General features: G+C 70.4%; 6 protein-coding genes. 3 read left to right on the forward strand and 3 right to left on the reverse strand.

What is annotated here, in order from left to right; all coding sequences use genetic code 11:
* Positions 1-66: 66 nt before the first annotated feature.
* Both ACWH4W_RS00310 and ACWH4W_RS00315 read left to right on the forward strand, forming a co-directional pair.
* Positions 67-1137, forward strand: a complete 1071-nt coding sequence (locus ACWH4W_RS00310; protein ID WP_473073850.1) for a M4 family metallopeptidase — start codon at positions 67-69, stop codon at positions 1135-1137.
* 20 nt (positions 1138-1157) lie between these two features.
* Positions 1158-1424, forward strand: coding sequence for a protealysin inhibitor emfourin (locus tag ACWH4W_RS00315; RefSeq protein ID WP_473073851.1), 267 nt, complete (start codon positions 1158-1160; stop codon positions 1422-1424).
* A gap of 66 nt (positions 1425-1490) precedes the next feature.
* Here ACWH4W_RS00315 and ACWH4W_RS00320 read toward each other — a convergent pair whose 3' ends face one another.
* The 3 genes from ACWH4W_RS00320 to ACWH4W_RS00330 form a co-directional block, all read right to left on the reverse strand.
* Complete coding sequence (locus ACWH4W_RS00320) at positions 1491-1922, reverse strand: hypothetical protein (protein ID WP_473073852.1); 432 nt, start codon at positions 1920-1922, stop codon at positions 1491-1493.
* 99 nt (positions 1923-2021) lie between these two features.
* Positions 2022-9845 carry a ricin-type beta-trefoil lectin domain protein gene (locus ACWH4W_RS00325; RefSeq protein WP_473077375.1) on the reverse strand — a complete coding sequence of 2608 codons (7824 nt, stop codon included), beginning with the start codon at positions 9843-9845 and terminating at the stop codon, positions 2022-2024.
* Between the two features lie 176 nt (positions 9846-10021).
* On the reverse strand, positions 10022-10207 hold the full coding sequence (locus ACWH4W_RS00330) for a hypothetical protein (protein WP_473073853.1): 186 nt from the start codon (positions 10205-10207) through the stop codon (positions 10022-10024).
* Between the two features lie 149 nt (positions 10208-10356).
* On the opposite strand from ACWH4W_RS00330, the gene ACWH4W_RS00335 reads away from it, so the two are divergent.
* Entirely contained in the window at positions 10357-13542 is a 3186-nt protein-coding gene (locus ACWH4W_RS00335) for an FG-GAP-like repeat-containing protein (RefSeq protein ID WP_473073854.1), read from the forward strand.
* Positions 13543-13610: the final 68 nt, after the last annotated feature.

The raw sequence follows: 13610 nt of genomic DNA on the forward strand, positions 1-13610 counted from the left end.
ATCCGTCACGGTCACGGGGTGGTAGCAGGTAGTGACACTGCCATCACTCAGTGCGATGGTGCTGACATGACCGCGAACGGGGGCCACGAGCCCGTCTTCTGCACCATCATCCCGCCGCACGTCCTCGACCGGTTGTCCCAGTCCGAGGACCCCCTGATCCACGGCCCCGCCCGCCGCACCCTGCGCCGTGACGCCTACGAGCGCACCCAGCGCCGGCTGACCACGGTGGTCGGCGCACCGGCCGTCACCGCGCTCGCCGGAGCCGAGCCGGGCAAGCCGCAGCGCACCGTGTACGACGCCGGGCACGGCACCGACCTGCCCGGCGAGAAGGCGCGCGGCGAGGGCGAGGAGCCCGGCCAGGACGCCACCGTCAACCGCGCCTACGCCGGTCTCGGCGCCACCTTCGAGCTGTTCCTGAAGGAGTTCGGCCGGGACTCCATCGACGGCAGCGGGCTGCCGCTGGACGCCACGGTCCACTACGACCGCGACTACAACAACGCGTTCTGGAACGGCGAGCAGATGGTCTTCGGTGACGGGGACGGCGAGATCTTCCTCGACTTCACCCTCGCCGTCGACGTCATCGGTCACGAACTCGCCCACGGCGTCACGCAGTACACGGCGAACCTCGACTACTTCGGCCAGTCGGGCGCGCTCAACGAGTCGGTGTCGGACGTCTTCGGCGCGCTCATCAAGCAGTACACGCTGGGCCAGACCGCCGGGGAGGCCGACTGGCTGATCGGTGCCGGCCTGCTCGCCCCGCGCGTCACCGGCACGGCCCTGCGCTCGATGAAGGAGCCCGGCACCGCGTACGACGACGACGTCCTCGGCAAGGACCCGCAGCCGGCGACGATGGACGACTATGTGCACACCGGCCGGGACAACGGCGGCGTGCACATCAACTCCGGCATCCCCAACCACGCGTTCTACCTGGCGGCCACCACCCTCGGCGGACACGCCTGGGAGCGCGCCGGGCAGGTCTGGTACGACGTGCTGACCGGCGGGGAGCTGGCCCAGGACGCCGAGTTCACCGACTTCGCGACGCTGACCGTGAAGGCGGCGCGCGCCCGGTACGGGGAGGGCGAGGAGCTCGTGGCGGTGACCAAGGCGTGGGAGCGGGTGGGGGTGCGCACGCTGTAGTTCCGTACTAGACACGGACCATGCGTATTCAGGTACGGCGCACGGGCGGCTTCGCGGGCATCGAGCGGCAGGCCGAGGTGGACACCTCGGGGCGGGCCGACGCGGCGGAGTGGCATGCCTTGGCCGAGCAGGTGATGGCGGCCGGCGGACTCACTCCGCCGGCCGGCGTCCCGGACGGTTTCAGCTACCGGATCACGGTGGACGGCAGAACGGTGCACTGCGCGGACCCGGGGCTGACGGAGGAGCAGCGCGTGCTGATCAGGAGGGTGCTGAAGGAGGGGGCGTGAGGTGCTCCCTGGAGTGAACCAGGAACCCCGGCCCGGCGTTTCGGCCATGGCACTGACGAATCGAGGTCAGTCCCCGACAGGCTCCAGGCGAACAGGTTCGGCGCCGCCGAGATACAGCATGCACCCCGCCTCCTCGTCGTCAGATTTCTCTGGCGGCAATACGTAGATTCCCGCCGTGGGCGCGGGAGACCATCCGAGATTACGCGGAGGGTCATACTCCTCGTAATGCCCGACATGGAGACGCGTCGGCGGAATGGATACCGTGCATATGTCTCCCGCCCGGAGTTCCGATGCCGCAGGCTCAATTCGATAGGGAACCCATTCCCGGTGCGCATCACCGTACGGCAGGGCGCTCGTTCCGTCCCATCGGAAACTTGAGGAATTGTCGATCACTCCCCACGGCCACTTCACGGTGACGTACCGCGCATCGACACGGACGACCTCGGCGCTCGCGGGTTCGCAGGAGACGACCACTTCATCGCCGACCTGTGGAATCACCTTGTCACCCTCTATCCCGACACTGGACGAAACCGGTGCGCGAGAAAAGCGTCCTCGCGCACCGGTCATGGTACACCCGTGAGAACTACATTCGCTTCGTCACTGCCGTCGCCAGAACATCCGGAACGGCGACGCGTTTGGACCGCCGCGGAATCTGGGACCACCGATCACCAGGCCAGGATCCGCCGCCAGTGCGGAGTGACAGCCCCAGCAGATATTACGGGAAGCGGCACCGAAAACAATCTCCTCATTGGAGGCAAGGCTGCCGAGAATTGTCGTTTCCGCGTGTCCGCTGCCCTGCACGAAGGCGTCCCGCGCCCACTGCGGCCAGTTGTCGGGGGCGGCCCCGTCATGATTCACCGCCGTACGGATCGAAATTTCTCCCGTGGAGGTGTTGCGTACTCCGACGACGGCCGTCGTCCCATATTTACCCTGATCGCCCCTGACTCCGGGAATGGTCTCGTTCGTGGCGCGGTGGCGTGCGTGCTGCAGGACGTCCGCGGCGATTGCGGCATGGCTCGCCTCCTCGTCGTAGGGCATCTCCCCACGGCCGTCGCAGTTGTGGACGAGAACCGATGCACCCGCCGCCACCACGTAATACGTGTGGATGTCGCCGACGGTGATGTTGTAAACCGCGGTATCAGGGCTGGTCCGGCGTTCGACTGCGGTGATCTGGACATGTGTGCCGGCGCTGGTGCGGAGCCACTGTCCTGGCTGGAGGTCGGTGGCGTCGAGCCATGCGCCGAGTTCGGGGACCCAGAAGGGGTGGCCGTCGGTCGCGGTGACCTCGGCGGTTTCCTCGCCCTTGTCGCCGTCGGTGTCGATGACGACCTTGACCAGGTGCTTGAGGCCTTCGCCCTTGATCTCGGCGGTGACCGTCTCGATGCGGGTCTCGCCGGTCTCGGGGTCGGTGGCGACGACCTTGTCGCCGGTCTCGACCTCCTCGATCGGCTTCGTCGTGCCGTCGGCCATCAAGACCTTGGTGCCTGGCACGAAGCTGTTGCACGATTCGCCTTCTCCGCCGGCCTTACCCGAACCGCCGCTTCCGCTGCTGCCGCCCTTGTTGCGGGAGGAGCCGCCGGAGTTGCCGCCCGGTTTGGAGCCGGCGCTCTTGCCGCCTGCGGAGCCGTTGCTCACCGAGGAGGCCTTCGGGGCCGACTTGGCCTGGGCCTGCTTCTGGACGGGGTTGCCGGTCTTCTTGGTCTGCGCGACCGCCTTGTCGGAGGTCCGTTTCGCCTGCTCCGCCGCCTTCTTCTTGGCGCGTTGCACGGCCGCCTTCTTCGCCTTCTCGATCGCGGCCTTCTTGGCCTTCAGCGCCGCCGCCTCGGCCGCCTTGGCGGCCCTCAGCACCGCCTCGGCCGCCTTCTTCGCCTTGCGGAAGGCCTGGATGGCGTCGATCGTGCGGTCCACGGCCTTGAGCACCGAGGGGATCTTGCCCAGCTTGGTCCAGGGGATCGCCCCGATGATCAGGCTGCCGCACGACCACATGTCACCGCCGAAGCAGGCCATCGCGTCGCTGATGCCGATGAAGTCCTTCAGCGTGCTCCACGCCGCGCCCATGATCACCGAGGTGAGGGACTTGCCCATGGTGGCCTGCGCCTGGGCGACCTGGGCCGCGGACAGGCCCGCGCCCGCCAGGGCCGCGGCCCGCTCCGAGGCGGTCAGGCTGATGGCCAGACCCGTCGGGTCGGACATCGTCACCGGGTTGTTGTGCGCGTAGGCGTAGCCGTTGGACTGCAGCAGGTCGTTCAGGTCCAGCACCGGGTCGGCGGACAGGAACCGTCCCACCACCGGGTCGTACAGGCGGGCCCCCAGCGGCTGGTAGCCGGAGGAGTCGTCCCGGACGGCGCCCAGGAAACCCGTGTGGGCCTGGAGGTTGGCGCCGACCGCGCCCGCACCGCGCTGGTTGCCGAACGGGTCCTGCTTGCGGACGCGCACCGACATGGGATCGTCGAGCACCACCTCCGCGTACGTGCTGCCCTGATGGTCACCGGTGAGGGCCACCAGCCGCTCGACACCGTTGCCGTACGCGTAACGCATCACCGCGCCACCCGGGGCGGAGTAGGTCCGCTGGGTGTTGACCAGGACGCCGCCGCGCTGGACGGTGACCTCGGCCTCACCCAGGTGCAGGGTGGCCTGCTTGCCCTTGATGGTGAGCAGCTGCGCGCCGTCGGGGCCGTAGACGTAACGGGTGTCGTTCTGCGGCGACCACTGCTGCTCGGCCTTGCTCGCGTCGCAGGTGGCGAGCACCACCGGGGTGGCGCTGGCGGAGTTGCCGCCCTGGACCGTGAGGCACAGGCCGGAGGTGACGTGGACGAGCTGGGCGGAGGCGTTCCGCTTCAGCTCCTGCTGCGACGAGCCGTCGCACTTCTGCAGCTGGACCGCGGCGCCGGCGGTGTTGCCCGAGGGCTGCACGCACCAGTCGTCGTAGACGGTGAGCGTGCCCCGGTCGGGGTCGGTCTGGGCCGCGCCCGGAGCGACGGCGAAGCGCCAGCTCTGGGCCACGGACGTGTTGCAGCTGTAGAGCTGGATCGGCTGACCCGCGACCGCGTGGCCGCTCTTCAGGTCCAGGCACTTGTCGGCCAGCCCCACGTACGGGGTCTTGCCGCCCGTGCCCTGGCCCTTGATGCGGTCGATCTTGCCGTCGTGGGTCCAGGTCAGCTCCTGCTTGTCGCCGTTCTCGACGGAGGTGACGGACCTGGTCTCGCCGGTCAGCTCGTAGAGCCGCTCGGCCTCGGCCTTGACCTGGGCGCCCTGCGGGGTGGTGTAGGTCTTCGCCACCTTGGTCAGCGTGTGCGGCTGGGTGCCGTCGGCCTTGCCGTAGGCGTAGGTGGTGACGGCGTCCTCGGCGGCGGTGCCGCCGAGGTCCTTCTCGGTCAGCTTGGTGCGGTTGCCGAGCAGGTCGTACTCGTACTCCTGCCAGTAGCCGGAGTCGTCCTTGCCGGCCGCCACGTTCAGCGTGCCGTCGCCCTTCTCCGGCCCGGCGCAGGAGGTCTGCTCCTTGGCGGTCCAGGCCGTCCTGAGCTGGCCGAGCGGGTCGTAGGTGAAGCACTGCCGCTCGGCGATGCCGTCCGCGTGCTCGCGGATGGACGTGACGTTGCCGGCCGGGTCGTAGGTGTACGACCGCTCGGAGACGAGGTGTCCGCCGACGACGCTCTTGTCACCGGCCTGCTCGCGGTGGACCGAGTGGCTCTTGAGCTCGCCGCTGCCCTCGTCGAACGAGGCCGTCGTCCAGACCCGGTACGGGTGGGCGCCCAGCGCGGAGCGCAGCACCTGGCCGTAGGCGTCGTAGACCGTGTCGGCGCCGTACCAGTCCTTGCCGGAGACCGACAGGGGCTTGCCGTCCTTGTTGTAGCGGACGACGAGCTTCTCGGCGTCGAGGCGGCCGACCGCCGGGAGCGAGGCCTCCTTCAGGGCGCCGGTGTCGTCGTAGGAGTAGGCGTACGTGTAGGAGGTCTTGAACCCCCAGGTGTCGGCCAGGGACTGCGGCAGGGTCAGCGTCGTCGAGGTCGGCTGGTAGCTCTCCGTGTAGCCGTCGACGGTCTGCGTGTAGGCGGCGCCGTCGGTGTAGCGGGTGGCGGTGGCGGGCATGCCCGTGCCGCCCGGGGACGAGTCGTAGCCGAAGGTGGCCAGGAGCTGTCCGTCGGCCCCGTCCAGGCGCTGCTCGATCGGGCGCGACAGGACGTCGTAGCGGTTCCAGACGGTGATGCCGCGGGCGTTCCTGCTGGTCAGGACGCGGTCGTGGTGGTCGTACGTGGTGCGCGTGGTGCCCGTGTCCGGGTCGGTGGAGGTCACCTGCCGGCCGCGGTGGTCGTACGTCCACGTCCACGGGTGGGCGGTGTCGGCGGAGTTGACCGCCTTCACGAGCCGGCCGTGTCCGTCGTAGGTGTAGCGCATCGACGTGAAGCCGCCGGGCGCCTCGGTGTGGAAGGTGTCGACCCGGGCGGTGCGGCCGAGCGCGTCCGTGTAGACGCGGTAGGAGGAGGCGCCGGAGGGCTGGATCACCTTCGACCAGTCGGCGCCGTACTCGTAGCGGACGGCGCGGGCGGGGACCGGCTCGGAGCTGGACTCGCCGGTCTCCGGGTCCTCGACCTTCAGGTACGGCATCTCCTGCACCACGCGGCCGAGGCCGTCGTAGCTGTACCGGGTGATGTTGGGGACCGACGTGTCGGCGAGCGGGGTGAACAGCTCGCCGGTCTTCGCCTCGTGGGTGAGGTAGGCGTTGTTGGTCTGCCAGACCTCGCCCGAGCTGTTGTACAGCGTGTCGGTGATCAGGTGGCCGCCGCCGTCGGCCTCCTCCTGCGTCTGCCGCTCACGGCCGAGGCCGTCGTAGAGGACGACGGACGTCTCGACGCGGTCGTCCTTGCCGCGGCTGTGGGTGGTGACGTACGGGGGCTTGCGGTCGGGGTCGTCCGGGTCGTACGCGGGGATGGTGTAGACGGCCCGGAAGTCCGGGACGGCGGAGGCGGACGGGGTGCGGCCGGGGCCCCACGCCTCGACGAGCCGGCCCAGCGGGTCGTACTTCGCCTGGCTGACGTGGCCGTTGGCGTCGGTCGTCTTCAGCGCCGTGGAGCGGCCGGGCTCCAGTTCCTGCGTCTGCTGGTGGCCCTCGGCGTTGGTCTCGGTGACCCTGAACACCTGGCCGGTGGGCGGGAAGTACTCGATGGTGCCGGGGTTGCCGTCGGCGTCGGTCTGCTCGACCACGCGGCCGATCGCGTCGAACCTGGAGCCGCCGTCGACCTGGAAGCCGGTGCCGGCGCCGTTGAGCGACCAGGTCTGGGTGGCCAGGCCGCGGGTGGCGTCACCGAGCGCCGTGCCGTAGGCGGTGTGGTCGTACGCCGTGCGGGTGCCGCCGCTCAGCGTGGACAGGTCGCCGAAGTCGGCGTCGGCGCAGGTGGTGGGCGAGACCAGGGCCTGCTTGGTGAGGCCGATGAGGTTCTTGCCGGGGTGGTGCAGGTACTCCAGCCGGGTGCAGGACTCGTCGCCGGACCTGCCGGTGTCGCCCAGTGATTCCACCAGGGTGGGCAGGCCGTGCGTCGCCTCGAAGGTGGTCCTCGTCCGGACGACGCGCTGGGTGCGGGTGTCGTCGCCGGTGCCGGAGGACTTGGTGTACGCGATCTCCTCGGGCTCGGTGACCCGCCAGGCGATCAGCGGGCTCAGCCCGTCGCCGCGGTCGCGCCGGCCCAGCTCGGTGGCGGCGGGCACGGTGACGCTGCGGGACAGCCAGTCGGTGTCGGCGTCGGTGGCGCTGGTGTAGGTCAGCTCCTCGGCGATGCGTCCGGCGAACGCCTCACGGTCCTTGGCGATCTCCGTGCCGGTGATGTCCTTCACCGGCACGTCGTCGCCCATGCCCCGGAAGTACCGGGTGACGGCCTTGGAGCGCTTGCTGCCGACGGCCGGCTCGTCCGTGCCGGTGATGACGGTGGTCTGCTCGAAGCCCGCGAACCGCGACCAGGTGCGGGTGGACTTCTTGGTGAACTCCGCCTCGGCGAGCCTCCAGCCGGCGTTCTTGTACGCGTACGCGGTGCGGGTGCCGAACGCGCCGTCCACGTTGGGGAGTTCCTCGATGGACTCCACGACGTACTTGTGGAACCAGTCGATGTCCTCGACCTCGGGGTCGGGGTGCCAGAACTGGGGGTAGCACAGCCGGGTGTTGGACTTCAGCGCGGCGGTGTCCTTCTTGCCGGGCAGTCCGGTGCCGGTGGCACAGTCGCCGGCGGGGGCCTTGTAAGTGACGACGGTCTCGCCGCCGTACTCGTTGATGACGCGTGCGACGCGCAGGCGGGAGAAGCCGGGACGCGGGTCGTCGGGACGCATGACCCGGTTGGGCATGTCGTCCATGTTCGGCTCGAACCGCACCGCGTTCAGGGTGACGCTCTCGTCGGTGGAGCCGTTGCGGGCGTACCCGGTGCGCTGGATCGACTCCAGCCACAGGGCGGTGTTGGGGCCGGTGCGCAGGACGGGGAAGCTCTGCTTCAGCGTGTACCGGTCCACCACCTGGCGGGCCTCGGTGTCGGTGCGCCGCTGGGCGGAGGTCTGGATCTCGGTGAGGAGCTTGCGGGACCAGAACGTGGGTCCGGCGTTCCAGCACTTCTTTCCGGCCTCGCACCGCAGGTCGGCCGGGGTGTCGTACCAGATGCGGTACTTGCCCGGGTCCTTGTCGGCGAAGTTGGCGTCGGAGCAGGTCAGCGAGCCCTCGGCGAAGCAGCGTTCCTCGACCTTGAAGTTGACGCGCGCCGGGGCGGGCGCGGAAAAGATGTTGTCCTTGCGCTGGCCGTAGTCGATGCGGGTCAAGTACCCGTCGCGGTCGTAGACGACGGGGGACTTGAAGTTGAAGTTGCGGGCGTAGTAGTTCTGGTCGCTCTTCCACCACAGGGACATAGCGTTGCCGTGGACGTCCTCGACGTAGTCGAGGTTCCAGCGCCACGCCTGCGTGCACCAGGAACCGGCCCAGTCACCGGCCTTGTAGCAGTCCTCACCCGGGTGGTTGCCGTACACCGGGACGGTCAGCACCGAGTCGGTGACCGGCTTGCCCTGCGTGTGACCCGGCAGCTGGTTCAGCCCGAAGTGGTAGCGGGTGCCGTCGCGGGTGGTGACGACCCAGTACTCGCCGTCCTTCGCGCCGTTGCCGCTCTTGCCGTCCCTGATCCGCTGGATCTTCGACCCGTCGCCGTTGGCGGTGAACCACTGCTTCTGGTCCTCGTCCCACACCAGCTCGGTGGTCATGCCGCCGAGCGAGAGGGTCGCGTTGTCGGAGCCCCAGCACAGGTCCGCGGTGCGGTGGGTGGCGTTGTTGGCGCCGGCCTTCTTGGAGTCCTGACGGCAGTTGGCGTAGGTGCGGGTGATGGAGCCGGGGTTGTAGTCCCAGCCGTCGCCGATCCAGGAGGCCTGGTTGTTGGTGGCGGAGGTGCGTCCGTCGACGGTCTGCGAGGAGTAGCCGAGGGCGATCTTCGGCATGGGGCCGCCCGCGGTCTCCGGGACCTGCACCTGGTAGGCGTAGGTGAAGGCGCCGGACGAGGCGCCCGCCGACCAGGAGCCCGCGGACAGCAGCGGGGTCGCCGTGAAGTCGCCGGCGGCCGAGGCGCCCGTGTCCATGGCGCCGATGACCCGGGCGCCGGAGGAGTCGGCGGCCTGGACGGCGCCGGTGCGGGCGGACGCGGTGCGGGCCGAGACGCCGGACGGGCCGGCGGGGGCGCCCGTCGCGCCGTCCAGCAGGTCGGCGACCGGTACGGAGCCGGTCACGACGGTGTGGGTGGTGGCGTTCTTCGGCGCCTGCGCGTCGGTGGGCGCCTCCTTCGCCGGCACCTCCTCCACCGTGCTGCGCAGCTGCTCGGGGGCCGCCGTGCCGGCCTGGGCCGACATGGTCCGCGTCCCCGCGTCGTCGGCGCACTCGCCCTCGCTCGGGGTGAGGACGCAGTCGGGCAGGAGCACCAGGCCGAAGCGGTCGGCAGCCTGGGGGCCGTAGAGGTCGGCGAAGGAGGTCGTGTCGACGGCGATCGCGACCTGCGCCTCCGGGTCCGCCGTGGCCGGCGGGGTGACCTCCATGATGAGGCCCGCGACGCCGGCCTCCTGGGACACGGACGGCCCCGCCAGATCGACCGTCCATTCACCGGCGATCGCGGCGGGGTCGGTGCCCTCGGGCACCCCGAGCGCGACGGGCAGGCCGTTGGTGACCGCGACGGTGGTGCCCGGCTCGGCGTCCTCGGCCAGGGTCGCCTTGCCGGTGTCCCCCTTCCAGGGGGTGACGGCGGTCGGCGCGTAGGGGTCGACGGGGACCTCGGGCGCGGTGGTGAGGTTCTTCTCGGCCTCCTCGTCACCGTCGACCGGGGTGGCCTCGGAGAGTTCGGGCAGGTCGAGCGACGACTCGCGGCTCATGCCCGGACCGGGGACGGCCCACGCCTCCGCGCTCAGGCTGGTGACCATCAGCGTCGAGGACAACAACAGGACGGTCGCCGTCCGGCCCTGCCGGCGACGCCGTCGTTGTGACTCCGTCGAGGCCGGGCGGACGCGCCACGGCCAGGACAGGGGACCTTGAGCACGCATGCGCGTCGACTCCCACCCAGGCGATACGAATGCCCGCACCCTCTGTCATGGGCCCCTCACGCTTCAACAGCGATGCCGATCGGTTCCGCCAACCGCTGTGATGTGCGCCACGGGTGATGTGGTGCCAGACGGCCGCCAATCGTGATCTTGGGGCGATACGGCAGGGAACCCCGCGCATCCCCGCACATCCGATGATCAAAAGCCGCACTCCCGGCCATCCGCGCACCGATCGCGAGGATCACAGGAAGATCATCACGAACTCATAACTTCTTCACGGGTGGACGGAGTATGGGGACCATGTGATCGTTTGCGCGCCCGTACCCCGTGACCTGCGTCCCGGGGCTGTCCGTGCTGCCCTGTCCGCCTGGTCCACACGGGAGTGACCGCCGCCGTGTCCGCGCCGCCTCGCCTCCTCAGCCCGTTCGTGCGCACGCGCGCCCGGCTGAGTCTCACCCTCGGCCTCGTCCTGGCCGCCCTGACCGCCGCCCTGCTGCCGTGGTGGTTCCCCGACGACACGTCGGCACCCCGCGCGGACCGCGCGGACCGGGCGACGGACGCGAAGCCGGCCGCCACCGGCCCCCGGGACGAGGCCGCCGCCTCCGCCGAGGCGCGCAGCAGCCGCAAACCGGTCCTCGTCGACACGGCGACCACCGCCACCTCGCAGACCTGGGCGCTGCCCGACGGCAAGCTGCGCACCGTGATGACCGCCTTCCCCAAGCGTGCGAAGAACGCCGAGGGGCAGTGGGCGCCGGTCGACAACCGGCTCCGGCGCACCGGCGGCGGCCTGGGCGTCCGCCCGGTCAACCCCCCGGTGCCGGTGCGCTTCTCCAGCGGCACACCGGGCGGGAAGGAGCGCGCCGACCGCTCCTACGCCCGCCTCCCGCTGGCCGCCGGCCCCGGAGCCGGGGAAACGGTCCTGGCCGAGACGGTCCTCAACGGGCACACCGTCTCCTACACCTGGCCGGGCGAGCTGCCCGAACCGGTGCTCGACGGACCCCGGGCGCTGTACCCGGAGGTGCTGGCGGGCGTCGACCTGCTGCTGGTCGCCCGCGAGGAGGGCGGCTTCGCCCAGCTGCTGATCGTCAAGGACCGCGAGGCCGCCCGGAGCGAGGCGCTGGCCGAGGTCGCGTACGGGCTGCGCTCCGAGACGGCCACGTTCCACTACAGCGACGGCTCCAGCCACGTCTCGATCCTCGACGAGGCGGGCCGGGAGGTCGGCTCCGTCCCCACGCCGTTCGGCTGGGACTCCTCGGGCCGTGACCCCGAGGCGGAGCCCGGCGCGGCGCCCCGCACCTCCGTGGCCACGCCGGCCGACGTGCTGAGGCTGTCCGGCCTCAGCGGCATCGAGCCCGGCGCACGCCAGGCGCGCATGCCGATGCGGCTCCTGGGCGACGGCACCGGTGAGGCCCGCATCGACCTGGGGCTGGGGAGGACCGGGCTGCTGACCGACGCGGACACCCGTTTCCCGGTGTTCGTCGACCCCACCATCAACCCCCCGTCGCTGGCCTGGACGGTGGCGTACAAGCCGTACCCGAACAGCAGCTTCTGGAACGGCACCAACTTCAGCTCCGGAACCTCCGACGCCCGCGTCGGCCACGAGGACGACACGAACGGCACGGCACGCTCCTTCTGGCGCATGAAGTTCGACAGCACCCTGAAGGGCACGACGGTCTCCGACGCGAAGTTCAAGGTGCTCAACAACCACTCCTGGTCCTGCACCAAGCGGGAGTTCCAGTTCTGGCTCACCGGGGCGATCTCCTCGGGCACCACGTGGAACAAGCAGCCGTCCTGGAGCAGCAGGGTCGACGATCAGAGCTTCGCGCACGGCTGGTCCTCCAGCTCCTGCCCCGACGCCTATCAGTCGTTCGAGGTGGATGCGGCCGCCCAGAAGGGCGCGAACGCCGGCTGGTCCACCATCACCTTCGGCATGCGCGCCACCAGCGAGTCCGACACCCAGACCTGGCGCAAGTTCAGGGCGAACTCCGCGGTGCTGAGCGTGACCCACAACCGCAAGCCGAGCGAGCCGACCGGCGGCAAGTCCACGCCCGGCGGCGCCTGCAAGCCCGGTCCCGGCGCGGGCGTGACCATCGGCAAGACGAACATCACCCTGTCGGCGAACGCCAAGGACGCCGACGGCAACCTCCGTGAGCTGCAGTTCCGCTTCTGGAAGAACGGCGGGACGGTCCCGGCGGCCAGGATCGCCAAGCCGAACTCCAGCGGCACCGCCACGGTGCAGATCCCCGTCACCTTCCCCCTGACCGACAAGACCACCTACTCGTGGGACGTGCGCGCGGTGGACACCGAGAACGCGGCGTCCAGCTATTTCCCGCCGAACACCAACGAACCCTGCCGGATCACCGTCGACGCCACCGCCCCGCCGCAGCCGGAGATCGAGAGCGAGGACTTCCCGCAGGCCACCTCCGACGGCCTGACCTGGGCGAAGAACCCCTTCGGCACGACCGGCTCGGTGACGTTCGTCTCGACCGGCGCGACGAGGTTCCGCTACACCATCGAGGGCCTGAAGTGGATCGAGGTGACGGCCACGAGCGGAAAGGCGACCGTGAGCCTGGCACCCGCCCACGCGGGACCGAACTGGCTGCTGGTCCATGCCTACGACGCCTACGGCAACCAGAGCGTCCGCACCGACTACGCCTTCTACGTCCCGCCCCGGGACAAGGCCGACGCGCCCTGGGACACCGGCGGTGACGGCCTCCCCGACCTGCTCATCGTGGACGCGGCCGGCAAGCTGATGAACTGCGTCGGCAGCGAGGGCGGCGAGCTGTACGGCTGCCTCGGCGCCGCCTACACCAAGGACGACAGGACCGGCGAGACCACGCTGCACCCCGCGAACCACTGGTACGACCCGGCCACCGGCAAGGCCGCGCTGATCACGCACTACGCGGACGCCTTCCCCGGCGACGGCGCCACCGACCTGTTCGCGGTGACCCCGGACGGCAAGGCGTGGCTGTACCCCGGTGACGGCTACGGCAGCTTCGACGTGGGCGAGCGGATCGCGATCCGGCTGCCGTCGAACGCTCCCGCGCCCTCCACGTGGACCCAGATCAGGGCGGTCGGCGACATCACCGGCGACAACCACCCCGACCTGGTCCTGCGGGCCGGCACCGAGTTCTGGACGCTGTCCGGCTACACCGGAGGCACCTTCCGGGAGGCCACGCTGATGACCTCCAGCGCCTGGGCCCGGCGCGAGATCGTCAACGTCGCCGACATCAACGGCGACAAGACACCCGACCTGCTGTGGCGCAACCTGGACAACGGCAACATGTACGTCCGGCACGGGCGGCCCGGCCCCGTCAGCGGCAGCGTCGACCTGGTCTCGCTGAAGCACGCCGCCGACTCGCTCAACGGCGACGTGGGCTACGGCGTCAACTGGTCGGAGGCCAACGTGGCGACCGCGCTCGGCATCCCCGACGTCAGCGGCGACGGCATCCCGGACATCTGGGCGCGGCTGCGCTCCGACGGCGCGACCCGGATCTACCACCCGTCCCGGGCCAGCACCGGCCCCTCGGTGAAGACCGTGCTGAACGTGGACTGGAACGCGGTCAAGGCCTTCGGCTGACGACCGCGGCGGCACCCCTGACGGGCCCCGGCCTCCCCCTGTGGGAGCCGGGGCCCGCGGTGGTTCGA

It is taken from the genome of Streptomyces sp. DSM 120436 (assembly GCF_055778765.1).